Here is a 25,120-nt window from a genome sequence, read left to right as displayed (position 1 = left end):
AGCACGAGCACGACGAGCGCGACGCCGAGAATGCGCGAGGCCGATCCCGGCCATGATGCCGGTGACGCCCGGATCGTCCCGCTGGCCCGGCGCGTTGACGGCGGTGACCGCGAACCACACCAGGGCGACCGCCACGATCGAGCCGATCACGCCGTCCACGTAACGAAAAGCGGCGTGGGAGAACACGGTCCCGCGCCGCACCATCGCCACCAGCCGCCACACGCAGAACAGCGCGACCTCGACCGCCAGCAGGCCGACGATCGTGAGCACCCGGAACGCGGTCAGCGGCAGCTTCCCGTCCTCCGGGTCGTTGCCGCTCACCAAGGTCCACACCATCAACACCTGCACCAGCACGGTGCCGACGAAGACCACCGCCAGCACAGCGCGCAGCGCATGCACGGTCAGCTTGCCCATACCCCTCCTCCCATCGACTTACGATGGGAATCTATCGAATGTCGATAGATAGGGCAAGGCTGGTCTTCGACCGCTACCGCGACGAGATCGAACCGGCCACGGCCGACGTCGTCGTCAAGTTGGACGACCCCACCACCCGGCGATCATCGAGCCCTGGCTCAAGCCGCCGCGCCGAGCGGCAGGCGGCCGCCGGCGCTCACCCGCCGGATGAGACGGGCGTACGAGGCGATCATGCGACGGCGGCCGAACTCGGCGCGGGCCGCCCGCAGAGCGGGGGCGAATTCGCGGCGGCGAGCAATGGCCTCGGCCCACCCCGCGGCGACGGAGGCCGGATCGGACGGCGTGAGCAGCCCGCGGCCGGCGACGATCGACGCGGAGTCGCCGACATCGGTGGTGACCGGAACGGCGCCGCACATCATGCCCTCGATCAGGCACAACGGAGCCGCCTCGCCGAACGCCGAGGTCAACGCCACCACGTCGGCCGCGGCGAACAGCGCCTGGGGGTCGTCGCGCACCCCGAGCCGGTGCAGCCGCGCGGACCTCGCCAAGCCGGCCGCCGCCAGATCAGCGGTGAGCAGCGGATTCGCGACCGTCATCCCGGCCCCGCACATCACGACGTGCGCATCGGGCCGGGCCGCCAGGAAAACCGCCGCCGAGGCCAGGAACAGCGGCACGTTCTTCATCTCGTCGTACCGGGCGGCGAAGACGACCACCGGGTCGTCGGGGTCGATGGTCAGCGCACGGCGCAGCCTGGCCCGGACCGCGCGGTCGGGGCGGAACCTGCGCGCGTCGACCCCGTTGGGGATCACTTCGAGCAGGCCGGCCGGAATCCCGGCGGCTCGGTAGGCGTCACGGGTCGATTCGGCGCAGCACACCAACGCCGCGATGACCCCGCTGCGAACGGCGGCGCGCAGCTCGGTCAAGGCCGCACCCTGGTTCTCGGGATCGGACCGGTGCAGGCAGGTGATCACCGGCCGGCCGCCGGCCCCGGCCTGGTTGACCAGGCGCAGCGGCTGTTCCTTGAGCGTGAGGACAACGTCCACACCGGACAGTTCCCGGTCGAACGCCGCCAGCTCGCCTTCGTCGAAGCCGGCCGGTCCACTGCTGCCGGTCCGCAGCGCCGACACCGACAGGCCCGCCGCCACCAGCCTGCGGTAACAGGCGTCGTCCTGCATCCGCTGCACGGTCGCTTCGCGGCGCGCCTGCCCGTGAATGCTCAGGACTCGATGCCGCTGTCCGCGGCCGTGCAGGCCGGCCAGCACATCGCTGTGCAGAATCCGCGCGCCACCGCTGAAGAACCCCTCGTAGAGGGACAACACTCCGATGTCACCGGCCACCCGCACATCGTGTGGCACCAAGTGTTACGCGCTTCCAGCACCGCGAAAACGCCGCGTAAATTCACCGGGCGCGGTCCTCACCGCCGGCTGCTGGCACAGGTCGACGTCGTCACGATCGCGCCGAACGGATGGAGCCTCTGGATGGACACCCGGGGCCAATGGGTCCAGGTCGACATCATCGCCGACGGCGCCTTCGATCACCCAGGCCACTCGATGTGAAGGTTCACTTGACTGACGCCGCCGTCCTGTTCACCACGGCGAGGGGCTGTAGTCCTTCAGGAAGCAGCTGTGGAGGTCCTCGCCGGCCTCGCCGCGGACGATCGGGTCGTAGACGCGGGCGGCGCCGTCCACCAGGTCGAGCGGGGCGTGGAAGCCCTCGTCGGCCAGGCGGATCTTCATCGGGTGGGGCCGCTCGTCGGTGATCCAGCCGGTGTCGACGGCGGTCATCAGGATGCCGTCGGAGAGCATCTCGGCGCCGCTGGTGCGGGTCAGCATGTTCAACGCCGCCTTGGACATGTTGGTGTGCGGATGCCCGGCCCCCTTGTAGGCGCGGGAGAACTGGCCCTCCATGGCCGAGACGTTGACGACGTACTTGCGGCGGGCGGCCGCGGCGGCCATGGCCGGGCGCAGGCGGCTGATGAGGATGAACGGGGCCGTCTGGTTGCAGAGCTGGACCTCAAGCAGCTCGATGGGGTCGACCTGGTCGACGGTCTGGGTCCAGCTGTTGATGGAGGCGAGGTCGGGGGTGAGCCCGGCGGCGTCGATGGCGGTGCCGGCGGCGATCCGGTCGGGCGAGGCGGAGCCGGCGGTGAGGGCCAGCGACGTGACGTCGACGGCCAGCGACGTGAGCTCGGCACCGGCCAGGGCCAGCGGGTGGGCGTCGTGGGGACTGCCCAGCGTGATCATCTCGGGCATGGGGCCGGCCGGCAGCGGGTCGGCCTCGGCCTCCACCAACAGGGAGTAGGAGCCGGGCGAGCGGCGCACGGTCTGGGCGGCGTTGTTGATCAGGATGTCGAGCGGGCCCGCGGCGGCGACGGTGTCGGCCAGCGCGATGACCTGGGCCGGGTCACGGAGGTCGACGCCGACGACCCGAAGGCGGTGCAGCCAGTCGGCGCTGTCGGGCATGGCGGCGAACCGGCGTACGGCATCGCTGGGGAAACGCGTGGTGATGGTGGTGTGCGCGCCGTCCCGCAGCAGCCGCAGGGCGATGTACATGCCGATCTTGGCCCGGCCGCCGGTGAGCAGCGCGGTCCGGCCGGTCAGGTCGGTGCGGGCGTCCCGCTTGGCCCGGTTGAACGCGGCGCAGGACGGGCAGAGCTGGTGGTAGAAGGCGTCGACCTCGACGTACCGCTGCTTGCAGACGTAGCAGGAGCGGGCCCGCAGCAGGGTGCCGGCGGTGGCGCCGACGACGGAGGACACCAGCGGAATGCCCTGGGTCTCGTCGTCGATGCGGACGGCCGAGCCGGTCGCGGTCTGCGCGGTCACCTCGCGGTCGGCGGCGGTCACGGCGGCGCGGGCCTGGCTGCGCCGCTCGCGCCGGGCTTCTTTGGCCATCTTGGAGGAGGCCCGGCGGACGGCGACGAAGGTCGGGTGCTCGGGCGGCAGCGTGGACACCGCGGCCAGCACCTGCAGGCACGTCTCCAGGTCGGCGGGGTCGATCTCGGACATGACCGGCACTCTAACCTTGAGCCGGTGACAAGCTTGCACGGCAGGACCGCCCTGGTGACCGGGGCCACTGGCGGCATCGGGGCCGGCATCGCCGCGCGGCTGGCCGCCCACGGCGCACGGGTGCTGGCCCACTACCGTACTCGGCCGCCGGCTGACCCCGAAGTCCTTGCCGTCCAGGCTGATCTGCGTGAACCGGCCGAAGTGGAGCGGTTGGTCGAGACCGCCGTCAACGAACTCGGCGGCCTGGACATCGTCGTCAACAGCGCCGGTGTGCAACCGGTGCAGCCGCTTTCGGAGCTGACCCTGGCCGACTGGCGGGCGGTGTTCGCCGGCAACGTCGACAGCGCGTTTCTCGTCACGAAAGCGGCCGCGGAACACATGGGCCTCGGCGGTTCGATCATCCACCTCGGCTCCATCGAGGGCTCGCTGCCGGCCGTCGGCCACGCCCACTACGCCTCGGCCAAAGCCGCCTTGCTCATGCACACCAAGGCCGCCGCGCTGGAATACGGCCCGCGGGGCATCCGCGTCAACGCCGTCTCCCCCGGTCTCATCTCGCGGCCCGGTATCGAGGAGGCGTGGCCCTCCGGTGTCGCCAGCTGGGTCGAGCACGCCCCGCTGGGCCGTCTCGGCACCCCCGAGGACGTCGGCGACGCCTGTGCGTTCCTCGCGTCTGACCTGGCGCGGTGGATAACCGGTCAGAACCTCGTGGTCGACGGCGGCATGTCGGTGCGGCCGGCATGGTAGATCCGGACACGATCGTGAGCACGCTCGGTCTCCAGCCGCTGCCGGTCGAGGGCGGGCACTGGGCCCAGACCTGGCGGGACGCCAACGGCACCGCCATCTACTACCTGCTGCGGGCGCCCGCGTTCTCCGCCCTGCACCGGCTGGCCCACCCCGAGATCTTCAGCTTCCACGCCGGCGCCCCGGCCCGGATGCTGCTCCTGCACCCCGACGGCTCCGTGACCCGACCAGTGCTCGGCATCGACCTCGCCGCCGGCCAGCGCCCCCAGGTCCCCGTCCCCGCCGGCGTCTGGCAGGCAACGGAAACCACCGGCACCTGGACCCTCCTCGGCACCTTCATGACCCCGCCCTACACCGACGCCTGCATCACCTTCGCCGACACCACGCTGGCGGCGGAGTATCCCTCAGCCGCCCCGGACATCCGCCGCCTCACCCCTTTGTGACACCCGGAACGGCGGGTTAGACGCGGGCGGGGGCGGGGGCGGTGGAGCCGCGGACTACCAGCTCCGGCTCGAAGAGGAGTTCCTCGGTGGAGACGGCGGCGCCCTCGATCTGGTTGACGAGGAGTTCTACGGCGGCGCGGCCCATGGCCTCTATGGGCTGGCGGACGGTGGTGAGGGGCGGGTCGATGCAGTTCATGAAGGCGGAGTCGTCGTAGCCGACCACGGAGACGTCGCCGGGGACGGTCAAACCCTTGCGGCGCACGGCGCGGATGGCGCCGAGGGCCTGGGGGTCGCTGGCGCAGACGATGCCGGTGATGTCCTGGTTGAGCAGCTTGGACGTGGCGGCGTGGCCGCCTTCCAGCGAGAACATGGTGTGCTGGATGGCGTCGTCGGGGATTTCCACGCCGGCGCGCGTGGCATGCGCGCGGAAGGCGGCTTCCTTGCGGCGCGAGGGCACATGATCGGGCGGCCCGAGCACCATGCCGACGCGGGTGTGGCCGAGGGACAGCAGGTGCCCGAGGGCCTGCTCGGCGGCCACCGCGTCATCGCAGGCGACCTTGGGGAAGGCCAGGTCCTCGACGGCCGCGTTGACCAGCACGGCCGGCAGCTTGCGGTTGGTCAGCCGGTAGTAGTGCTCATGTGACGCGTCGGCCTGGGCGAACAGGCCGCCGGCGAACACCACCCCGGAAACATGCTGCTGGAGCAGCAGTTCCACGTACTCGGCCTCGGAGACGCCGCCCGCGGTGCGGGTGCACAGCACGGGCGTGAAGCCCTGCTGGGCCAGGGCGTTCCCTACCACGTCGGCGAAGGCCGGGAAGATGGGGTTCTGCAGCTCGGGCAGCACGAGGCCGACCAGCCGGGCCCGCTCCCCGCGCAGCTGGGTGGGCCGCTCGTAGCCGAGCACGTCCAGCGCGGTCAGCACGGCCGCCCGGGTGGCCTCGGAGACCCCGGGCTTGCCGTTGAGCACGCGGCTGACGGTCGCCTCGCTGACTCCGACCTTCTGCGCGACCTCGGCAAGGCGTCTTGTCATGCCGCAACTATACGACAGGTGGCGCAAACAGCTTGCAGTCACTTGCGGCACGTCGACGGCCCGCAGCGCCGACAGGGCCAATCAAGTCACGATCTTGCGTATTGGTGTCAACATCTTGCGGCTTCGTGTCCAGAAGATCTATGGTGTGCGCCACACTCCACCGCGTCAGGGGAGATCGCCTGATGACTACTGACAGACTTCGGACCGCCGCCGCGTTAGCGCTGGCCACCGGCCTCACGCTGGGCATGACCGCCGCGTGCAGCGGGGGCGCCGACCAGCAGGCCGGCGGCCCGGTGACGATCACCATCGACGGCCAGCCGCCGCAGACCCAGCCGTTCGACCGCAAGATCTTCGACGCCGACGTGGCCGCCTTCGAGAAGGCGCACCCGGACATCAAGGTCACCGCGCACGAGGGCTTCATGGACCCCAAGACGTTCTCCGCCAAGCTGGCCGGCGGCCAGCTGGAGGACGTCTTCTACGTCTACTTCACCGACCCGGCGAACCTGATCGCGCGCCACCAGGCCGCGGACATCACCGACTACGTGAAGGACGTCCCGCACGTCAACGACATCCAACCCGCGCTGCTGGACGTCTTCAAGGACGCGGGCGGCAAGGTCTACGGCCTGCCCACCGCCAACTACTCGATGGGCCTGCTCTACAACCGGGCCCTGTTCACCAAGGCCGGCCTCGACCCGGACAAGCCGCCCACCACCTGGGACGAGGTGCGCGCGGACGCCAAGAAGATCACCGCGCTGGGCAACAACACCGTGGGCTTCGCCGACTACTCGGCCAGCGGCCAGGGCGGCTGGCACTTCACCACGGAGATGTACGCGGGAGGCGGCGACATCGCCAAGAAGGACGGCAGCACCTGGAAGGCCGACTTCGACAACGCCACCGGCAAGAAGGTCCTGCAGACGCTGCACGACATGCGCTGGACCGACAACTCGATGGGCAGCAAGCAGCTGCTCCAGATCGCCGACGTGCAGGGCATGATGGGCGCCGGCCAGCTGGGCATGTACCTGGCCGCGCCGGACAACATCCCGACCCTGGTCAACCAGTTCAAGGGCAATTACGCCGACTACGGCCTCGGCGCGATGCCGGGCGGCAAGGGCACGCTGATCGGCGGCGAGGGGTACATGATCAACCCCAAGGCCACGCCCGCCCAGATCAAGGCCGGCCTGACCTGGATCCAGTGGAAGTACCTCAACCCGGAGCGGGTCGAGTCCGAGGTGCTCAGCACGTACAAGGCGCAGGGCCAGCCGGTGGGCCTGCCGGTGCCGCCGGTGCCGGACCTGTGGACCGGCTCGGTGCGTGACCAGCTGGAGCAGGCCAAGGAGAAGAACGCCACCGTGCCGGTCTCCAACTACAAGCCGTACCTGGACGGCGGGCAGTCGCTCAAGGGCAGCCTGGAGCCGCCGAGCGCCCAGCAGCTCTACACGATCCTCGACACGCTGATGTCGACCGTGCTCACGCAGCAGGACGCCAACATCGACCAGTTGCTCTCCGACGCGAGCCAGAAGGCGAACTCCGTGCTCGCGCAGGTGAAGTGAGCACCGCCGTCCGGTTGCCGTCGGCCGCGCTAGGGGTGCGGCCGGCGGCGCGCCTGCGGCGCCGGCTCCGGGAGAACGTCACCGCCTACGGCCTGCTGTGCGCGGCGCTGGTGGTGTTCGCGCTGTTCTCCTGGTACCCGATCGTGCGCGGTGTGCTGCTGAGCTTCCAGCAGGTCAACTTCGTCACCGCGCCGACCTGGGTCGGACTGGAGAACTTCCAGAAGCTGTTCGCGGACCCGCAGTTCTGGGAAGCGTGGGTGAACACGCTGCTGTTCACCGCGCTGGCCCTGGTCTTCGGCTTCGCGGTGCCGTTCGCGATCGCCGTGCTGCTCAACGAACTCCGGCACGGCAAGGCTTACTTCCGGCTCGTGGTCTACCTTCCCGTGATGCTGCCGCCGGTGGTGGTGGCGCTGCTGTGGAAGTGGTTCTACGACCCGGGCCCGGGCCTGTTCAACTCGGCGCTGCACGCCGTCGGCCTGCCCGGACTGAGCTGGCTGGACTCCCCGGCCACGGCGATGCTGTCGCTGGTGCTGGTGTCCACGTGGGCCAACATGGGCTCGGCGACGCTGATCTACCTGGCGGCGTTGCAGACCATCTCCGGCGACCTGTACGAGGCGGCGGAGCTGGACGGCGCCGGGCTGTGGCGGCGACTGTGGCACGTCACGATCCCACAGACCCGGTTCGCGCTGCTGGTCATGCTGCTGCTGCAACTGGTGGCCACCATGCAGGTGTTCACCGAGCCGTACATCATGACCGGCGGCGGGCCCGGCGACTCGACCGTGACGGTGTTGCTGCTGCTGTACAAGTACGCCTTCTTCTACAACGACTTCGGCACGGCCAGCGCGCTGAGCCTGCTGCTGTTCGTGGTGCTGGGCGTGTTCGGCCTGTTCTACGTCCGCCTGACCAGGAAGGCCGACTGATGCGGACCTTGGTCTCGGAGTCGCAGTTGCGCAGCCCGCGCGGCAAAGCCATCTACTGGACGGTTTTTGTCGTGGTCGCGGTCGCGTTCACCGTGGCGTTCGTGTTCCCCCTGATCTGGATGGTGTTGGGGGCCATGAAGACCGCGCCGGAACTGGCGCGGGTGCCACCGACCCTGCTGCCGGCGAAGGCGAACGTCGGCGCGTACGTCGAGGCATGGAACTTCATGAGCCTCGCGCACTTCTTCCTCAACACGGTCATCGTGGTGCTGGGGGCGTGGCTGGTGCAGCTGGCGGTGGACGTGCCGGCGGCGTACGCGCTGTCGAAGCTGAAACCCAAGCTGGGCAACGTGGTGCTGGGCATGATGCTGGGCACGCTGATGCTGCCGGCCTCCGCGCTGCTGGTGCCGACCTATCTGACCATCACCGACGTGCCGCTGCTCGGCGTGAACCTGGTCAACTCGCCGCTGGCCATCTGGCTGCCGGGCGCGGCCAACGCGTTCAACATCTATCTGCTCAAACGGTTCTTCGACCAGATCCCGGGCGAGCTGATCGAGGCGTCCACACTGGACGGTGCGGGCCCGGTGCGGACCATGTGGCGGGTGGTGCTGCCGCTGTCGCGGCCGGTGCTGGGCGTGGTGTCCATCCTGTCGGTGGTCACGGCGTGGAAGGACTTCATCTGGCCGCTGCTGGTGTTCTCCGACCCGCAGGCTCAGACGATTTCCGTGGCGCTGCAACGGTTCGCCCCGGACACACCGGTCAACCTGCTGCTGGCCGGCCTGGTGCTGGCCAGCGTGCCGACCATCGTGGTCTTCCTGATCTTCCAACGGAACATCCTTGCTGGCCTCACCGCGGGCAGCGTCAAGGGCTGAGGAGTCAATGTGACCGACACAGGATCGGCGTGGTGGCGTGGTGCGGCCATCTACCAGGTGTACGTGCGCAGCTTCGCCGACGGCAACGGCGACGGCACCGGCGACCTGACCGGCCTGCGCCAGCACCTGCCGCACATCGCCAACCTGGGGGTCGACGCGATCTGGCTGTGTCCCTGGTATCCGTCGCCGATGGCCGACTCGGGCTACGACGTCTCGGACTACCGGGACATCGAGCCGTCGTTCGGCACGCTGGCCGAGGCCGAGAAGTTCATCGAGGAGGCACACTCCCTCGGCCTGAAGGTGATCATCGACATCGTGCCCAACCACTGCTCGGACCAACACCGGTGGTTCAAGGAGGCGGTGGCGGCCGGCCCGGGCTCGCCGCAGCGGGAGATGTTCTGGTTCCGCCCGGCCAGCCCGGAGCCGCCCAACGACTGGCAGTCCCGGTTCGGCGGCTCGGCCTGGAGCCGGGTGCCCGACGGCGAGTGGTACCTGCACCTGTACGCCCCGGAGCAGCCGGACCTGAACTGGGAGAACCCGGTGGTGCACCAGGAGTTCCGCGAGGTGCTGCGGTTCTGGTTCGACCGCGGGGTGGACGGCTTCCGCATCGACGTCGCCGATGGACTCGTGAAGGATTCCGCGCTGCCCGACGTGAACGGCCGCTCCGAGGGGCAGCTGCCGTTCTCCGACATGGACGGCGTGCACGAGATCTACCGGGAATGGCGGCAGATCGCCGACACCTACCCGGATCCGCGGGTGTTCGTCGGCGAGATGTGGCTGCCCGACCAGGAGCGGTTCGCCCGCTACCTGCGGCCGGACGAGCTGCATTCGGCGTTCAACTTCGACTTCCTGTCCTGCCCGCTGGAGGCCGCCCGGCTCCGCGCCGTGATCGACTCGACGCTGCAGGCCCATGCCCTGGTCGGCGCGCCGGCGACGTGGGTGCTGTCCAACCACGACACCACCCGTCACGTCACGCGGTACGGGCGGGCGGACACGTCGTTCAGCTTCGCCGACCGGCAGCAGGGCGCGCCGACGGACCTGGCGCTGGGCACCCGGCGGGCCCGGGCGGCGGCGTTGCTGAGCATGTCGCTGCCCGGCGGCGTGTACGTCTACCAGGGCGAGGAGCTGGGGCTGCCCGAGGTCGAGGACCTGCCGGACGAGGTGCGGCAGGACCCGGTGTTCAGCCGCACCAACGGCGCCGACCCGGGCCGCGACGGCTGCCGCGTGCCGCTGCCGTGGGACGGGGAGGCGCAGCCGTACGGGTTCGGCGGCGGCGAGACGTGGCTGCCGCAGCCGGACGGCTGGGCGGAGTACACGGTGACGGCCGAGGCGGCGGACGAGGGTTCGATGCTGCGGCTGTACCAGCAGGCCTTGCGGCTGCGGCACGAGGTGCCCGGGCTGGGTGACGGCACGCTGACCTGGCTGCCGTCGCCGGACGGGGTGCTGACCTTCGCCCGTGAAGAGCACTTCGTGTGCGTGCTCAACCTGTCCGACGCGGCGGTGGACCTGCCCGAGCACAGCGAGGTCCTGCTGGCCAGCGACCCGCTGGCCGACGGCCGGCTGCCGGCGAACACGGCGGTGTGGCTGGCCCGCTGACGGCTCGGCGCCAGGGGGCGGCGCGCCGGCGTCGCCCCCTATCTTTACCGAGCAAGACCCCTTAGCGAGCCAGCTCACAAGCTACGCACTAGTAGCTTCCCCTACCATCGGTCCGCATGACGACGCCGTCCAAGACCGGACCGGCGGAGCTTCCGCTCGCCGCCGAGTTTCCGCAGGTCGACCGCGCAGTATGGCGACGGTCGGTGGAGTCGGTGCTGCGCAGGTCGGGGGTTCTCGGCGAGGGTCAGCAAGCACGATTCCCCCGAGGATCTGCTCGCCACCACCACCTATGACGGCATCACCATCAGCCCCTGTACACGGCCGAGGACGCGGCGCCGCTGAGCGGCTTCCCGGGCCTCGCCCGTACGTGCGGGGCGGCACCCGGCAGGACCTTCTGGCAAGAACAGCCTATTTACAGGGGTTCTACCGGCGCGTGGCTTAAGTTGATATCGGCACCCTATAGAGCGAGGTTGGGCATACGGTATTGAACAACTAAATATCAGTGAAGTATCGTGCGAGTCGTGCTGGGTCTTTGCTGTTTTACGGTAGCTTTGGCGATATAAGTGTGCTCAGGCAAAATCAGCGAGACCCACCTATGGACAATGGTGGACAAACGATTCAAGCCCCATTCCTCACTAAGACGACTGGGCTGCCTGGATGTATTCTACTATTGCTTAGCGTCACGTTCTGTGGGCACGCCGAAACAACGCTCGTGCGGGCACTTTCTATACCAGGCGGGATCCGAATGGCTGGGCCTACGATAACGCTATTTAACAAAGGCCCTAGATTGGTCGAGACCACATCACGCCATTGAGGTTCGCTCGCCACTCCACCCCGTGTAGGGGCACACTCCCTGGTACACCCGTGAGCAGTGACTATTGGATTTCGGCTGTCTCAGGGTGCGACTAGGTACATATAGGGGACTAGTGACCGGTTAGTGCGGGGCGGCCATTAAGATCGTGTGCGCCCATGGCACGGTTTTTGTTAAGCGGAGACACGCCCTTGTAAGTTCGGAGGAGAGAGGGGTTTCAAGAAATAACATTGGTAATGACTTTCCGACTCCCCCCAGCGGCCATACTTTTCGGAAATTTCATGACCATCGCGAAGCTGCGCGCCGCCCGTCGGCTGTGGACCCGGGTCACAGAGGTCAGCGGCGCTCCGTCGGCCCAGTTGCAGCACGCGGTGACGTCGTCGGCGATGCTGACCCAGCGGGATCCGTGGGTGAACATGCTGCGCACCACCCTGGCCTGCTTCGCCGCCGGCACCGGCGGCGCGGATGCCGTAACCGTGCAGACGTTCGACGCCGCCATCGGCCTGCCGGACCCGTTCTCCCGGCGTATCGCCCGGAACACGCAGGCGCTGCTGCTGGAGGAGTCGCACCTGGGGCAGGTGATCGATCCGGCCGGCGGCTCCTGGTACGTGGAGCGGCTGACCGACGACCTGGCCCGGGCCGGCTGGGCCTGGTTCCAGGAGATCGAGCGAGCCGGCGGGCCCGTTGAGGCGTTTCCCCTTGTGCGGGAACGACTGGCGGCGACCTGGCGGCAGCGGGGCGAGAACATCGCGCACCGCAAGGACGCGCTGACCGGCGTCTCGGAGTTCCCGAACCTGGCCGAGAAGCCGGTGCGGCGCAAGCCGTTGCCGACTGCCCAGGCCGGCGGGCTACCTCGGGTCCGCTACGCGCAGGCGTTCGAGGAGCTGCGGGACCGCTCCGACGCTCAGCTGGCGGAAACCGGGGCCCGGCCCCGGGTCTTCCTGGCCACGCTCGGCCCCGTGGCCGTCCACACCGGACGGTCGAGCTTCGCGGCCAACCTGTTCAACGCCGGCGGCATCGAGACTCCCGCCGGAACGGTCGAGGACTTTCCCGGCGGCGTCGCCTGCGTCTGCTCGTCCGACAAGCTGTACGCGGAGCAGGCCGCCGCGACGGTCGCCGCGTTGAAGGCCGCCGGCGCGACGCACGTGTTCCTGGCCGGCAGCCCCGAGAAGTGGGCCGACACCGGGGCCGACGCGTTCGTCTTCGCCGGCTGTGACGCGCTTTCCGTGCTGCACACGACGTATCGATTTCTTTCTGGCAGCCAGTTGGAGGCTCAGCGATGATCCCGAACTTCGCGGACGTGCCGCTGGGCGATCCCGAGGTCGCCGGCGGCGCCGACGACTGGCGCAAGGCGCTGCACGCGGCCACCGGCAAGGACACCGATGCCCTGGTGTGGGAGTCGCCGGAGGGCATCGGCATCCGGCCGCTGTACACCGCGGAAGACCTTGCCGGCCTTGACTTCCTGGGCACGTACCCGGGTGTCGCCCCGTACCTGCGCGGGCCGTACCCGACGATGTACGTCAACCAGCCGTGGACCATCCGGCAGTACGCGGGCTTCTCCACCGCCGAGGAGTCCAACGCCTTCTACCGCCGCAATCTCGCCGCCGGTCAGAAGGGCCTGTCGGTGGCGTTCGACCTGGCCACCCACCGCGGCTACGACAGCGACCACCCCCGGGTGGCCGGCGACGTGGGCATGGCCGGCGTGGCCATCGACTCCATCTACGACATGCGACAGCTGTTCGACGGCATCCCGCTGGACCGGATGAGCGTGTCGATGACCATGAACGGCGCGGTGCTTCCCGTGCTGGCGCTGTACATCGTGGCCGCCGAGGAGCAGGGCGTGGCGCCGGAGCAGCTGGCCGGCACCATCCAGAACGACATCCTCAAGGAGTTCATGGTCCGCAACACCTACATCTACCCCCCGCTGCCGTCGATGCGGATCATCTCCGACATCTTCGCCTTCACCTCGCAGCGGATGCCCAAGTACAACTCCATCTCCATCTCCGGCTACCACATCCAGGAGGCCGGGGCCACGGCCGACCTGGAGTTGGCCTACACCCTGGCCGACGGCGTGGAGTATCTCCGGGCCGGTGTCGGCGCGGGACTCGACATCGACGTCTTCGCGCCCCGCCTGTCGTTCTTCTGGGCCATCGGCATGAACTTCTTCATGGAGGTGGCCAAGCTCCGCGCGGCCCGCCTGCTGTGGGCCAAGCTGGTCAAGGGCTTCGACCCCAAGAACCCGAAATCCCTTTCCCTGCGGACACATTCGCAGACCTCAGGCTGGTCGCTGACCGCGCAGGACGTCTACAACAACGTGGCCCGGACGTGCGTCGAGGCGATGGCCGCCACGCAGGGGCACACGCAGTCCTTGCACACCAACGCATTGGACGAGGCGCTGGCCCTGCCGACCGACTTCTCGGCCCGCATCGCCCGCAACACCCAGCTTCTGCTGCAACAGGAATCCGGCACCACGCGGGTGATCGACCCGTGGGGCGGCAGCGCCTTCGTGGAACGGCTGACCTACGACCTGGCGCGCCAGGCCTGGGCGCACATCGCCGAGGTGGAGCAGGCCGGCGGCATGGCCAAGGCGATCGACGCCGGCATCCCCAAGCTGCGCGTCGAGGAGGCCGCCGCCCGCACCCAGGCCCGCATCGACTCCGGCCGGCAACCGGTGATCGGCGTGAACAAGTACCGGGTGGACACCGACGAGGAGATCGAGGTCCTCAAGGTCGACAACCACGGCGTGCGGGCCCAGCAGATCGAGAAGCTGCGGCGGCTGCGCGAGGAGCGGGACGAGCAGTCCACTCAGGACGCGCTGGCCGCTTTGACGCGGGCGGCCGGCGGCGACGGGAACCTGTTGGAGCTGGCCGTGAACGCGGCCCGGGCCAAGGCCACCGTCGGCGAGATCTCCGACGCGCTGGAGAAGGTCTACGGGCGGCACTCCGGTCAGATCCGTACCATCTCCGGTGTGTACCGCGACGAGGCCGGCAGCGCCGGGAACGTGGCCGAGGTGCTGGAGCGGGTCGCCGAGTTCGAGCGCGAGGAGGGCCGGCGGCCCCGCATCCTGGTGGCCAAGATGGGCCAGGACGGGCACGACCGCGGCCAGAAGGTGATCGCCACCGCCTTCGCCGACCTCGGCTTCGACGTGGACGTGGGCCCGCTGTTCCAGACGCCGGGCGAGGTCGCGCGGCAGGCCGTCGAGGCCGACGTGCACGTCGTCGGCGTGTCCTCGCTGGCCGCCGGGCACCTGACCCTGGTGCCGGCGCTACGGCAGGAGCTGGACGCGCTGGACCGCGGGGACATCATGATCGTGGTCGGCGGCGTGATCCCGCCCGCCGACTTCCCGGCCCTGTACGAGGCGGGCGCGGTCGCGATCTTCCCGCCCGGCACCGTCATCGCCGACGCCGCGCTCGGCCTGATCGACCGCCTCGCCGAGCAGCTGGACCACGCCGCCGATGGCTCGTAAGCCCATCGACGTCCGCGAGTACGCGAAAGGCGTGCTCGACGGGTCCCGGACCACGCTGGCCCGGGCCATCACGCTGGTGGAGTCGACCAAGCCCGCGCACCGCGAGCTGGCGCAGCAGCTTCTCGTGGAGCTGCTGCCCCATGCCGGTGGCGCGCACCGGGTCGGCATCACCGGCGTGCCCGGGGCCGGCAAGTCCACGTTCATCGAGGCGCTGGGCACTTCGCTCACCGCCGCCGGCCACCGCGTCGCCGTGCTGGCCGTCGACCCGTCGTCCAGCCGCACCGGCGGCAATCCTCGGCGACAAGACCCGCATGGCCCGCCTTGCCGTGGACGACAACGCTTTCGTCCGCCCCTCCCCCACCTCGGGGACGCTGGGCGGGGTGGCCCGGGCCACCCGGGAGTCCATCGTCCTGGTCGAGGCGGCCGGCTACGACGTCGTGCTGGTGGAGACCGTCGGCGTCGGGCAGTCCGAGATCGCCGTGGCCAACATGGTCGACTGCTTCCTGCTGCTCGCCCTGGCCCGCACCGGGGATCAGTTGCAGGGCATCAAAAAGGGCGTGCTGGAGCTGGCCGACGTCGTCGCCGTCAACAAGGCCGACGGCCCCCACGAGCCCGACGCCCGCAAGGCCGCCCGCGAGCTCACCGGCGCCATGCGCCTGCTGCGCGGGCCCGCCGCCCCCAAGGTCCTGACCTGTAGCGGTCTGACCGGCGACGGCCTCGACGTCGTGTGGGACACCGTCCGCGAGCTCCGGTCCCGTTTGGACAGTGACGGCCAGCTCGCCCTGCGTCGGCGGCAGCAGCAGGTCGACTGGACCTGGTCCATGGTCCACGACCAGCTCCTGGCCTCCCTGCACGGCAGCGACGCCGTGCGGGCCATCACGCCCGATCTCGAACGTCAGGTCCGCGACGGCGAGCTCACCGCCACCCTCGCCGCCGACCAGATCCTCCGCGCCTTCCGCGAGTCCCAGTAACCCCCGCGAGTCACGCTCTCCGGCACACCGAAACACGGTTTCGGGCAGACCCACGAGTCCCGCTCTCGGGCAGGTGGCGGGCCCTCAGCGCTTGACCCCCGACTTGATAGCGGAACCAGTTCCGGTTACCGTGGAGGAGTAACCGGAACCTATTCCGCTTAGGGGTTGACATGGTGACCACGACGTTCGGGGCGCAGAGCACGGCTGAGGAAGTGCTGGTGGGGGTGGATCTGACGGGGCGGCGAGCGGTCGTCACGGGAGGTGCGTCGGGTATCGGGCGGGAGACGGCCCGGGTGCTGGCGAAGGCGGGGGCGGAGGTGACGATCGGGGTCCGCGACCTGGACGCCGGCACGCGGGTGGCCCAGGAGATCGGGGCCCGGGCGGCGTACCTCGACCTGGCCGATCAAGGGTCGGCCCGGGGCTTCGTGAAGGCCTGGGAAGGCCCGCTGGACATCCTCGTGCTGAACGCGGGCGTCATGGCGACGCCGCTGCAACGCACGAAGCAGGGCTGGGAGATGCAGTTCGCGACGAACCACCTCGGCCACTTCGCCCTGGCCACGGGCCTGCACGGCAACCTGACGCCCGGCGCGCGGGTGGTCTCGGTGAGCTCGGTGGGCCACATCAACGGCGATGTGCAGTGGGACGACGTGAACTTCGAGCGCCACCCGTACGACCCGTGGGCCGCCTACTCTCAGTCCAAGACGGCCAACATCCTCTACGCGGTCGAAGCCGCCCGGCGCTGGGCCCCGGACCGCATCGCGGTCAACGCCCTCAACCCGGGCCGCATCACCAGCACGAACCTGAGCCGCCACATCGGGGACATCGGCAACAGCCCGACCTCCTTCGACGCCACCAGCAAGGACGTCTCCTGGAAGACGATCGAGCAGGGCGCCGCGACCTCGGTCCTGTTGGCGGCATCGCCGCTGGTCGAGGGGGTCACGGGCCGGTATTTCGAGGACTGCAACGAGGCGGGCCCGCACCAGGCCGGGATTCGACGCGGCGTGGCCGACTACGCCGTCGACCCGGAGCACGCGGCCCGGCTGTGGCAGCTTTCGTCGGACATGATCGGCTGAGTCAGGCGCGACGCAGCACGGAGATGATCTCGGCGCTGTCGGGTGTGAACGGATCACGGTCCCAGGTGCCGTACTGCTCCTCCAGTAAGAGCCCGGATTCGGCGACCAACTCGGCCAGGCGTTCGGCCGACAGGAACCGCAGTTGCCCCGCGTCGGCCCGCCGCCAGCCGTCGGCGACGATGTTCTCCACCACGTCCACGACGTCGCCGACGATCGGCCGCACCTCGTAGAACACGCGGACCTGCTCGCCCTCCCACGGGAACTCGAAGCCGCCCTTCGGCCACTGCTCCCATTCCCGGGCCACCGGGTTGCGGGTCTCGAAAACGAAGCGGCCACCGGGTTTCAGGGCGTCGCGCACGCCGCGCAGGGTGGTCAGCACGTCGGAATCCGTGAGCAGGCACTGGAAAGCGTGCCCGGTCATCACGGCGAGATCGAACTCGCCGTCCCAGCGCAGAGTCGACATGTCCCCCAGTGACAGGTCGAGACCACCGGGGGCCTGCGCGAGCATGTCGGCGTCGGGATCGAAGCCGACCAGCCGCCCGGTGTGCCCGGCCTCGCGGGCCTTGGACAGCAACGTTCCCGTCCCGCAGCCGACATCGAGCACGGCGTCGGCGCCGAGCACGAGGTCGAGATAGAACCGGTCGTCGCTACGGCCGGACCACGGGTTCATCGCGTTGTAGAGCTCGGCAGCCTCGGGCACGTCCCGAAGCTATCGGCTCACGCAAGCGGTTTGTCCAGCACGGCCTTGAGGTGGCTGAAGGTGTCGATGGAGTACTTGCCGTGGTACCGGCCCATGCCGCTCTCCCCCACCCCGCCGAACGGCAGGCTCGGCACGCCGAGGTGCACCACCGGCAGCCCGAAACCGACCGCGCCGGAAGAGGTTTCGGCGAGGATGCGGTCCTTTGTGGGCTCGGACTCGGTGAAGGCGTAGAGGGCCAAGGGCTTGTCCCGCGCGGTGATGAACTCGATCGCGGCGTCCAGCGAGGGCACGGAGATGATCGGCAGGATGGGGCCGAAGATCTCCTCGCCCATCACCGGCGACTCCGGCGACACGTCGGCCAGCACGGTCGGCGCGATGTACTTGTGCTCGCGGTCGGTCTGACCGCCGACCACCACCCGGCCGCTGGCCAACAGGGTGCTGAGCCGGTCGAAGTGGCGGTGGTTGACGATCCGGCCGTAGACCGGGCTGTCCGAGGGGTCGTCGCCGAACTTGGCCCGCACGGCGTCGGCCAGCGCGGCCTCCAGCTTGCCGCCGGCGTCGCCGATGGCCAGCACGTAGTCCGGGGCCACGCAGGTCTGGCCGGCGTTGAGGAACTTGGCCTCGACCAGCCGCTGCGCGGTGACCACCGGGTCGACCTCGGCGTCCACGACGACCGGGCTCTTGCCGCCGAGCTCCAGCGCGACCGGCGTGAGGTGCTTGGCCGCGGCGGTCATCACGATGCGGCCGACGACACCGTTGCCGGTGTAGAAGATGTAGTCGAACTGCTGCTCCAGCAGCGCGGTGGTCTCCGGGATCGCGCCCTCGACGACGGCGACGGCCTCCTGGTCGAGGTACTGCGGCACGAACCGGGCAATGGCCGCGGTGGTGGCCGGCGCGAGCTCGCTCGGCTTGAGCACGCCGGCGTTGCCGGCGGCCAGCGCGCCGACCAGCGGGGCCAGCACGAGTTGCAGCGGGTAGTTCCACGGGCCGATGACCAGCACCACACCCAGCGGCTCGCGCACGACCGTGCCGCGCCCGGGCAGCAGGCGCTCGGGCAGCTCGGCGTCCTCCGGCGCCAGCCAGGCGTCCAGGTTCTCCAGCGTGTGGTCGATCTCGCGGACCACGAAGTGGATCTCGGTGCGCTTGGCCTCGGCGGCGTTCTTGGCCAGGTCGGCGAACAGCGCCTCGGCGAACGCGTCCTCCTGCTCGGTCAGCATCGCCCGCAGCGCGGCCAGCTGCTCGCGCCGCCACGACAGCGGCTTGGTGCGCCCGGACCCGAACGCGGCCCGCAGTCGGTCGACGACGGCCGGGATCTGCTGGAGGACATCGGTCATGGGCCGAGCCTAGCTCGGATGACGGCATCGGCCGAGCCGATGCCCGCCCGACATGTCGGAACTCACCTGTTCGGTCAGAGCCACACCGGCCGGGACGCGCCGCGCGGCACCAGCGGCACCGCGTAGCGCCCGGGCGTCCGCGACATGCGGACCTGCTCGGTCACGCCCTGGTACGCGCCGAGCGGAGTGTCCACAGTGAACGTCTCCGGGTCCAGATACCGATGCTGCTCAACGCCTCCCGCCGTCTCGGCGGCGTAGGCCCGGTCGAACACGCCCATGCTGAGAATCCACAGCGCGGCCCGGGTCAGCGACACGTGCACGCGGTAGCTGCCGCCCTCGACGGCCCGGCGGGCCAGCGCCTCGGCCGCGCCGGTGGCCATCAGCCAGGACACGATGTAGTCGTTGACCACGAGGATCGGCGGCAGCTTGGGGCCTTCGTCGCTGCCTTCCAGGTTCATCATGCCGACCAGGCTGCCGGCGGTCTGGTCGAAGCCGACCCGGCCGGCCCACGGCCCGCGTTCGCCGTTGAGCGAGGCCGTGACGTGCACGATCCCCGGCCGGACCTGCGCCGCCTGCTCGGGCGAGACACCGATTTGAGCCAGGTAGCCGGGGCGGCGGTTGGCATAGAACACGTCCGCGCCGGCCAGCAGGCCAGTGACCAACTCCCGGTCCGCGGCGGGGTCGACCGTCGCCGAGCGCACACCGACGTTGGCCGTGATGTACGTGACATCGTGCTCCAACTCGTTGACCCGCCACAGGTTCAGCACATCGGCCCCGTGCAGCGCGAGCGCCCGGCCGGCCCCGGCGCCGGCGATCACGTGCCCCATGCCGAGTGCCTTGACACCGGACAGCGGCAACTCCACGCCGCCCGGCAGCGGCTCGGGGTCGGAGTCCCCGATCTTGGTGATCTCGATCAGCGGCAGGTCCTCGATGCCGGTCCGCTCGGCCAGGAACTCCTCGGTGGAGCGCAACATCGGCAGCACCACACCGGCCTCGACGGCCGCGGCCTCCAGGTCACGGGCGTCCCATTTGGACACCGCCTGGGCCACTCGCTCGGCGTCGTCCGGCACGTCCAGCAGCTTCTGGGCGGCGACCTTGATCTTCGGGTACGGGTTGAGCGGCATCACCCAGCGGTCGTCGGCGGTGCGGTAGAAGGCGAAGCCGAAGGCGTTGGTGGGATTGGCCGCCGACACCGGCACGTGGCCGTTGAGCTTCTCCCACTTGCGGTCGTAGAACGGGCACAGCCGGTGCGGGGTGACCCGCAGGTCGACGGAGATGTCCTGGCCCTCGCCGCCGCGCAGCCGCCACAGCTTGGCCATCGCCGCCGACTTGGCGACCAGGGCGATGCCGGCCGCGCCGCCGAGGCGCAGCGTGCTCGGCACCACGGGGTCCGCGCCGACGAAGGTGATCTCGCCGCCGGTGTCGGACGGGCTCATGCCGATGCCGGCCAGCACCTCCGTCAGCTCGGCATGCGGGTCGAACTCGGCCGTGGCCAGCGGGTTCGCCACCGCGGCCGCCACCTTGTCAGTCAGCGACATCCCCAGGCTCCTCGTCGCTCAGCAGCTTGTGCACCTCCTCGATCGTAGGGGCAGAGGCCGGCCCTCGTCGGGTGACGGCGATCGCTGCGGCGGCGTTGGCCCGCCGCGCGGCCCGTCTCGGCGGGAGTCCGGCGGCCAGGCCAGCCATGAACGCGCCGGTGTGCGCGTCGCCGGCGCCGTTGGTGTCCACCACCTCGACCGGGAAGCCCGGCACCGTGATCACGTCGTCGGCCGTCGCCAGCACGCAGCCGCCGGACCCGATGCGGACGATGGCGTTGCGCCGCCGCAAGGCCTGGACGGCCTTGACCGGGTCGTCCTCGCCGGTCAGCAGCTTGGCCTCGCGCTCGTTGCAGCTGATCCAGTCGGCCCGGTCGATCACCGGTTTCAGCACGGCTTCGGGAATCTCCGCCGCCAGCGGGCCGGGATCGAGCACCACGGTGATATTAGAGTCCACAGTGGACAGCCAGGAGTTCACCGCGGGGCCGTTCACCGGCAAAGCCAGGCCGTAGCCCGAGACGTACACGATGTCATCGGTGAAGATCCGGATCCGCCGCAGGTCGTTCGTTCGCAGCTGGCCCTCCGCGCCGAAGGTGGTGGCGAACGTCCGCTCCCCCTCCGCATCGACCAGCGCCACCGTGAAACCCGTGTCCAGCGCGGACATCTTCGGCTGGAGCACGTCGATGTGCTCCTGCGCCAAGCGTTTGCGGGCGAGATCGCCCCACGGCCCGGTGCCGTGCATGCCACCGTAGGCGGCGGTCAGGCCCTGGCGCACGGCGGCGGTGAGCACGTTGAAGCCGCCGCCGACCTCGGTTCCGCCGCCGGTCGCCAGCACGTCGCCGCCCCGCTCGGGCAGCCTCGGCACGTACATCACGATGTCGACGATCACCTGGCCCACGTGCACCAGGCGGCTCATCCGCGCAGCGCCAGCAGTTCCGCGGTCAGTCCGGCCAACGGAAGGTCGTTGACCGCGTGGATGGTGCGCACCGCCTCGTCCGGGAAGGCGTCGTCGCCGTGGCAGGCACCGGCGATCGCCCCGACGATGGCGGCGATGGTGTCGCAGTCGCCGCCGAGCGAGGCCGCGAGCAGGCAGGCCCGCCACGGATCGTCCGGATGCACGGCCAGCACGGCAAAAGCGGCCGGCACTGACTCCTGCGTGGCGACGCTCGTGCCGACCAACCGGTAGATCGTGTCGGCGGCCTCGCCCGGCGGCAGGTCCTCGACGACCTCGCTGGCCCAGGCCAGCCGCGTGCCCACATCGCCGGCGGCGATCCAGTTTCCTCGCCCCGAAGCCAATCCCGCCGCCTCGGCCGCGATCTTCGTGGCCTCGGCGACGGTGGCGCCGGCGATGCCGGCGCTCACCGCGGCCGCCACGGCCGCCGCGCCCGACAGCGCGACACCCGTGTTGTGCGTGACCCAGCTGGCCTCGACGACTTTGTCCACAAGGGATGGAAGGTCGTCGACGCCGTGCGCGATGCCGACAGGGGTGATTCGCATCGCGGCGCCGTTGGTCGTGCCGAACCGTCCGGCCCGCTCCAGGCTCTCGCCCGCCGCCACCGCGCTCACCGCGGCCTTGGTCGACGGCCCGAGCAGGTCCAGCGAGCCGCGGCGACGCATGTCCTCTTCCCACGCCAGCAGATCGGCCGCCAGCCGGTGCGCGTCGACGTGCCCGTCGCCGGCGATCAGCAGCCGCGCCACCAGAACCGCCTGCTCGGTGTCGTCGGTGATCGAGCCGGCAGCCATGCCTGGCGCGATCGGCTGGTCCGCCGGCCCCGGCTCGAATCCGGTGAGGACGCCGTAGCGGGCCTGGATCGCCTCCCGCGGCATCGACTGCGTCGGCATGCCCAGCGCGTCGCCGATGGCCAGTCCGGTGAACGCCGCCAGCGCGCGGCTCACTCCACGCCACCGAACTTCAGGTGCAGCCGGAAGCGGTCCGGATCCAGCAGACTCTCCGTGTGCTCCACGAAAACACCGTGGCGATCCCGACACAGCCGGCGGGCCCGCAGGAAGCGCTCCCCCGGCGAACGGCCGAGCACAGCCGCCTCCACCTCGGTGATCTGCCCCAACTCGACCCACTCCTCCCCCTGTTCGGGCACCAGGCCCTCCGCGCGCAGCACGTCGTACAGCGATCCGTCCAGACCGGACTCGGTCAGCTGGCGCATCGGGTCGGTGGCGGCGACCCTGGTGCACTCGAAGGAGATCGGCGGCCCGTCCACAATGGACCTGACGCGGTCGAGTGCCACGAACTCGTCGTCGTCGACGCCGAACCGGTCGGCCATCGCCCGGTCGGTGACCAGCTCCAGCCGGATGACCTCGACCGTGGTGTGCACGCCCTGCTCGGCCAGCGCCCGCGTCCAGCCGATGCGGTCGTCCAGCGGGCGGTCGTCGAAGGTGACGAACGAGCCCTTGCCGGAGTGGGTGGCGATCAGGCCGCGGCTGCCCAGCTCGGCCAGGGCCTGGCGGATCGTGTTGCGGCTGACCTCGAACCGGCTGGCCAGCACGTGCTCGCCGGGCAGTCGCGCGCCACGCGGTAAGCGGCCGCCGCGAATGTCCCGCGCCAGCTGGTCGGCGATCTGCTCGTACTTCAGACGCAGCACGTCAGCACCTCGTCCAGCGTCTTGACCTCGATGTGCGGGCTGTAGCCGCGGGCGATGTCCAGGGCCCGTTCGTGCGCCGCGTCGTCCATGCCGGCGCAGGCATCGGCAACGATCCAGGTCAGCATGCCCGCGTCGGCCGCCGCCAGCGCCGTCGACAGCACGCAGCAGTCCGTCGCCACCCCGGCCAGCACCAGCACATCGGCGTCGCCGACCCGCTCGGCCAGGTCGGGGCCCCACTTGCCGAAGGTGGTCTCGTCCACTGTGGACCCTTGCAGGCCGTCGACCAGCTGGTAGATCTCGGCATCCGGCGGCTGCACCGCGAACGGCCAGCGCTCGTAGTACAGCCGCCAGGCGCCGACCGGCCGTTCCGGGGCGACGAAGCGGGTGAACGTGACGTCCCTGAACGCCGCCACCAGCTTGTGGATCGGGGCCATCACGCCCTCGAACCCCGGAGTGAACCAAGGACTTTGCGGATCGGCGAACACGTACTGCATGTCGATCACCGCGAGGTGGGCCTTCATGCCGCCACCAGCTCCTGTTTGCGCACCTGCGACCGCCGCGCCGCCCACGTGACCACGAAGGAGATCACCAGGGCCGCGAGCACGCCCAGGTTCGCCGCCGCCCAAGCGCCGTCACGGCCGCCGAGCCCGAGCGGGCTGAGCAGATATCCCTGCCAGGACAGCCATGCCGCGTACGTGTTGGTGACGAGCCCCCAACCGACCACTGTGGACACCACCACGACGCCGACAGCCAGCCAGCGCACGCTGCCGTAGCGGCCCTTCGGGTCGTACAGGTCGGTCTCCGAGTATCCGTTTCGGCGGGAGGCGATGTCGGCCAGCATCACGCCGCACCAGGCCGCGATCGGCGTGCCCAGCGTGATGAGGAAACCCTGGAACGGGCCCAGGAAGTCGTCGGCGAAGAAGGCCACGTAGATCGTGCCGAGGATGATGATCGTGCCGTCGATCAGCGCGGCCACGAACCGCGGCGCCTTCAGGCCGGCAGCCAGCAGGGCCAGGCCCGAGGAGTAGATGTTCAGCACCGCGCCGCCGACCAGGCCGAGCACCGCCACGATCACGAACGGCACCAGGTACCAGGTGGGCAGCACGCTGGCCAGCGCGCCGATCGGGTCGGCCGCGATCGCCTTGTTCAGGTCCGGTGACGAGGCCGCCAGCAGCAGGCCCATGATCAGCAGCACCACCGGGGCCAGCGCCGAGCCGAACGTCGTCCAGCCGATCACCGCACGGCCCGAGGTGGTCCGCGGCAGGTAGCGGGAGTAGTCCGCCGCCGCGTTCACCCAGCCCAGGCCGAAGCCCGTCATGAGGAACACCAGCGCGCCGACCACGCTGCCCGCCGACCCCGCCGGGACGGCGGCCACCTTGGCCCAGTCGATGTGCGGGATCACGAAGGCGATGAACACCAGCGTCAGCACGGCCGTGACAATCGTGATCACGGTCTGCATGCGCATGATCAGGTCGAAGCCCATCACGCCGCCGCCGATGGTCAGCACCGCGACCACCACCAGCGCCAGGATCTTCACCACCGGGCCGCCACCCCAGCCCAGCTGCGTGAACACCGTCGCCGTGGCCAGCGTGGCCAGCACCGTCAGCACGGTTTCCCAGCCCACCGTCAGGACCCAGGAGATCGCCGTCGCCAGCCAGTTGCCGCGCACGCCGAACGCCGCCCGGCTCAGGATCATTGTCGGCGCCGATCCCCGCTTGCCCGCCACCGCGACGAAGCCGCACAGCAGGAACGAGAAGACGATGCCCACCACGCCGGCGATCGCCGCCTGCCAGAACGAGATGCCGAAGCCCAGCGTGAACGAGCCGTAGCTCAGGCCCAGCACCGAGACGTTGGCCCCGAACCAGGGCCAGAACAGCTGTCTGGCCGTGCCCTTGCGCTCGTCGTCGCCGATCACATTGATGCCGTTGGCCTCCACCTGGAGTGGGGCCGAGTCCGCACCGGGCGCCATCGAGGGCTCCTCTGATCCTGTCCAGACCTGTTCAGTTGGGCGGACCATACGCCCGCCGACCCTGCCCGGCAACACGCCCGCGGTCCACCTGTCCCG

21 protein-coding genes and 2 pseudogenes are annotated in these 25,120 nt (G+C 70.1%); 11 read left to right on the top strand and 12 right to left on the bottom strand.

Features of this window, described 5'->3' with window-relative positions; genetic code table 11:
* The coding region (locus KUTG_RS41325) for a DUF2975 domain-containing protein (protein WP_232241231.1) at positions 1-414 on the bottom strand (414 nt) is incomplete at its 3' end.
* A 158-nt stretch (positions 415-572) separates the two neighbouring features.
* Positions 573-1,676, bottom strand: a complete 1,104-nt coding sequence (locus tag KUTG_RS41320) for a glycosyltransferase (RefSeq protein ID WP_232241535.1) — start codon at positions 1,674-1,676, stop codon at positions 573-575.
* On the opposite strand from KUTG_RS41320, the gene KUTG_RS62245 reads away from it, so the two are divergent.
* Positions 1,641-1,970, top strand: coding sequence for a hypothetical protein (locus tag KUTG_RS62245; RefSeq protein WP_198047928.1), 330 nt, complete (start codon positions 1,641-1,643; stop codon positions 1,968-1,970). The genes KUTG_RS41320 and KUTG_RS62245 overlap by 36 nt on opposite strands.
* A gap of 30 nt (positions 1,971-2,000) precedes the next feature.
* On the opposite strand, the gene KUTG_RS59605 is transcribed toward KUTG_RS62245, so the two are convergent.
* Positions 2,001-3,419 (bottom strand): SDR family NAD(P)-dependent oxidoreductase, encoded by a 1,419-nt coding sequence (locus KUTG_RS59605; protein WP_043724850.1) that lies wholly within the window; start codon positions 3,417-3,419, stop codon positions 2,001-2,003.
* A gap of 24 nt (positions 3,420-3,443) precedes the next feature.
* Here KUTG_RS59605 and KUTG_RS59600 point away from each other — a divergent pair, with 24 nt between their 5' ends.
* Positions 3,444-4,163 carry an SDR family NAD(P)-dependent oxidoreductase gene (locus KUTG_RS59600; protein WP_043724849.1) on the top strand — a complete coding sequence of 240 codons (720 nt, stop codon included), beginning with the start codon at positions 3,444-3,446 and terminating at the stop codon, positions 4,161-4,163.
* Positions 4,157-4,603, top strand: a complete 447-nt coding sequence (locus tag KUTG_RS41300) for a cupin domain-containing protein (RefSeq protein ID WP_043724846.1) — start codon at positions 4,157-4,159, stop codon at positions 4,601-4,603. Before KUTG_RS59600 ends, KUTG_RS41300 begins: the two co-directional genes overlap by 7 nt.
* Before the next feature lie 16 nt (positions 4,604-4,619).
* Here KUTG_RS41300 and KUTG_RS41295 read toward each other — a convergent pair whose 3' ends face one another.
* A complete protein-coding gene (locus KUTG_RS41295; RefSeq protein WP_043724845.1) occupies positions 4,620-5,633 on the bottom strand; it encodes a LacI family DNA-binding transcriptional regulator in 1,014 nt (337 codons plus the stop codon).
* A 182-nt stretch (positions 5,634-5,815) separates the two neighbouring features.
* Between KUTG_RS41295 and KUTG_RS41290 the strand changes: the two genes are divergently transcribed.
* The 8 genes and pseudogenes from KUTG_RS41290 to KUTG_RS41255 all read left to right on the top strand — a co-directional run bounded on the left by KUTG_RS41290 (position 5,816) and on the right by KUTG_RS41255 (position 16,889).
* On the top strand, positions 5,816-7,183 hold the full coding sequence (locus tag KUTG_RS41290) for an ABC transporter substrate-binding protein (RefSeq protein WP_043724842.1): 1,368 nt from the start codon (positions 5,816-5,818) through the stop codon (positions 7,181-7,183).
* On the top strand, positions 7,180-8,103 hold the full coding sequence (locus KUTG_RS41285) for a carbohydrate ABC transporter permease (protein ID WP_052396009.1): 924 nt from the start codon (positions 7,180-7,182) through the stop codon (positions 8,101-8,103). The genes KUTG_RS41290 and KUTG_RS41285 overlap by 4 nt, the downstream gene beginning before the upstream one ends.
* Positions 8,103-8,972, top strand: a complete 870-nt coding sequence (locus KUTG_RS41280; protein WP_043724840.1) for a carbohydrate ABC transporter permease — start codon at positions 8,103-8,105, stop codon at positions 8,970-8,972. The genes KUTG_RS41285 and KUTG_RS41280 overlap by 1 nt, the downstream gene beginning before the upstream one ends.
* A 9-nt stretch (positions 8,973-8,981) precedes the next feature.
* Positions 8,982-10,568: a glycoside hydrolase family 13 protein gene (locus KUTG_RS41275; RefSeq protein ID WP_043724837.1), complete on the top strand. Its 1,587-nt coding sequence runs from the start codon at positions 8,982-8,984 to the stop codon at positions 10,566-10,568.
* Positions 10,569-11,657: 1,089 nt separating this feature from the next.
* A pseudogene (locus tag KUTG_RS41270) lies at positions 11,658-12,662 on the top strand (methylmalonyl-CoA mutase family protein); the annotation flags it as partial.
* A complete protein-coding gene (scpA, locus tag KUTG_RS41265) occupies positions 12,659-14,845 on the top strand; it encodes a methylmalonyl-CoA mutase (protein ID WP_043724835.1) in 2,187 nt (728 codons plus the stop codon). The pseudogene KUTG_RS41270 and the gene scpA, both read left to right, overlap by 4 nt.
* Positions 14,835-15,816: pseudogene (meaB, locus tag KUTG_RS41260) on the top strand (methylmalonyl Co-A mutase-associated GTPase MeaB). The gene scpA and the pseudogene meaB overlap by 11 nt, the downstream one beginning before the upstream one ends.
* 170 nt (positions 15,817-15,986) lie before the next feature.
* Positions 15,987-16,889 (top strand): SDR family NAD(P)-dependent oxidoreductase, encoded by a 903-nt coding sequence (locus KUTG_RS41255; protein WP_043724833.1) that lies wholly within the window; start codon positions 15,987-15,989, stop codon positions 16,887-16,889.
* 1 nt (position 16,890) lies between these two features.
* Here KUTG_RS41255 and KUTG_RS41250 read toward each other — a convergent pair whose 3' ends face one another.
* The 8 genes from KUTG_RS41250 to KUTG_RS41215 all read right to left on the bottom strand — a co-directional run bounded on the left by KUTG_RS41250 (position 16,891) and on the right by KUTG_RS41215 (position 25,024).
* Positions 16,891-17,589, bottom strand: a complete 699-nt coding sequence (locus KUTG_RS41250; RefSeq protein ID WP_043724830.1) for a class I SAM-dependent methyltransferase — start codon at positions 17,587-17,589, stop codon at positions 16,891-16,893.
* Between the two features lie 17 nt (positions 17,590-17,606).
* Positions 17,607-18,923: an aldehyde dehydrogenase family protein gene (locus tag KUTG_RS41245; RefSeq protein WP_043724828.1), complete on the bottom strand. Its 1,317-nt coding sequence runs from the start codon at positions 18,921-18,923 to the stop codon at positions 17,607-17,609.
* A gap of 74 nt (positions 18,924-18,997) precedes the next feature.
* A complete protein-coding gene (locus tag KUTG_RS41240) occupies positions 18,998-20,461 on the bottom strand; it encodes a CoA transferase (protein WP_043724827.1) in 1,464 nt (487 codons plus the stop codon).
* Entirely contained in the window at positions 20,448-21,374 is a 927-nt protein-coding gene (locus KUTG_RS41235) for a PfkB family carbohydrate kinase (protein WP_043724825.1), read from the bottom strand. Before KUTG_RS41235 ends, KUTG_RS41240 begins: the two co-directional genes overlap by 14 nt.
* Positions 21,371-22,354, bottom strand: a complete 984-nt coding sequence (locus KUTG_RS41230) for an ADP-ribosylglycohydrolase family protein (protein ID WP_043724823.1) — start codon at positions 22,352-22,354, stop codon at positions 21,371-21,373. Before KUTG_RS41230 ends, KUTG_RS41235 begins: the two co-directional genes overlap by 4 nt.
* A complete protein-coding gene (locus KUTG_RS41225) occupies positions 22,351-23,055 on the bottom strand; it encodes a GntR family transcriptional regulator (protein WP_043724821.1) in 705 nt (234 codons plus the stop codon). The genes KUTG_RS41230 and KUTG_RS41225 overlap by 4 nt, the downstream gene beginning before the upstream one ends.
* Entirely contained in the window at positions 23,043-23,576 is a 534-nt protein-coding gene (locus KUTG_RS41220) for a cysteine hydrolase family protein (protein ID WP_043724818.1), read from the bottom strand. Before KUTG_RS41220 ends, KUTG_RS41225 begins: the two co-directional genes overlap by 13 nt.
* On the bottom strand, positions 23,573-25,024 hold the full coding sequence (locus KUTG_RS41215; RefSeq protein WP_043724815.1) for a purine-cytosine permease family protein: 1,452 nt from the start codon (positions 25,022-25,024) through the stop codon (positions 23,573-23,575). The genes KUTG_RS41220 and KUTG_RS41215 overlap by 4 nt, the downstream gene beginning before the upstream one ends.
* Positions 25,025-25,120: the final 96 nt, after the last annotated feature.

Source organism: Kutzneria sp. 744, assembly GCF_000568255.1.
Taxonomy (GTDB): Bacteria; Actinomycetota; Actinomycetes; order Mycobacteriales; family Pseudonocardiaceae; genus Kutzneria.
Note: the sequence above shows the minus strand (reverse complement) of the source record. Positions and strands in the feature narration are given on the sequence as shown.

Coding starts and splice junctions, on each gene's coding strand:
- KUTG_RS41295 (WP_043724845.1), bottom strand. CDS start 5,633: ATGACAAGACGCCTTGCCGAGGTCGCGCAGAAGGTCGGAGTCAGCGAG.
- KUTG_RS41245 (WP_043724828.1), bottom strand. CDS start 18,923: ATGACCGATGTCCTCCAGCAGATCCCGGCCGTCGTCGACCGACTGCGG.
- KUTG_RS59605 (WP_043724850.1), bottom strand. CDS start 3,419: ATGTCCGAGATCGACCCCGCCGACCTGGAGACGTGCCTGCAGGTGCTG.
- scpA (WP_043724835.1), top strand. CDS start 12,659: ATGATCCCGAACTTCGCGGACGTGCCGCTGGGCGATCCCGAGGTCGCC.
- KUTG_RS41290 (WP_043724842.1), top strand. CDS start 5,816: ATGACTACTGACAGACTTCGGACCGCCGCCGCGTTAGCGCTGGCCACC.
- KUTG_RS41220 (WP_043724818.1), bottom strand. CDS start 23,576: ATGAAGGCCCACCTCGCGGTGATCGACATGCAGTACGTGTTCGCCGAT.
- KUTG_RS62245 (WP_198047928.1), top strand. CDS start 1,641: ATGCCGCTGTCCGCGGCCGTGCAGGCCGGCCAGCACATCGCTGTGCAG.
- KUTG_RS41215 (WP_043724815.1), bottom strand. CDS start 25,024: ATGGCGCCCGGTGCGGACTCGGCCCCACTCCAGGTGGAGGCCAACGGC.
- KUTG_RS41235 (WP_043724825.1), bottom strand. CDS start 21,374: ATGAGCCGCCTGGTGCACGTGGGCCAGGTGATCGTCGACATCGTGATG.
- KUTG_RS41255 (WP_043724833.1), top strand. CDS start 15,987: ATGGTGACCACGACGTTCGGGGCGCAGAGCACGGCTGAGGAAGTGCTG.
- KUTG_RS41280 (WP_043724840.1), top strand. CDS start 8,103: ATGCGGACCTTGGTCTCGGAGTCGCAGTTGCGCAGCCCGCGCGGCAAA.
- KUTG_RS41240 (WP_043724827.1), bottom strand. CDS start 20,461: ATGTCGCTGACTGACAAGGTGGCGGCCGCGGTGGCGAACCCGCTGGCC.
- KUTG_RS41300 (WP_043724846.1), top strand. CDS start 4,157: ATGGTAGATCCGGACACGATCGTGAGCACGCTCGGTCTCCAGCCGCTG.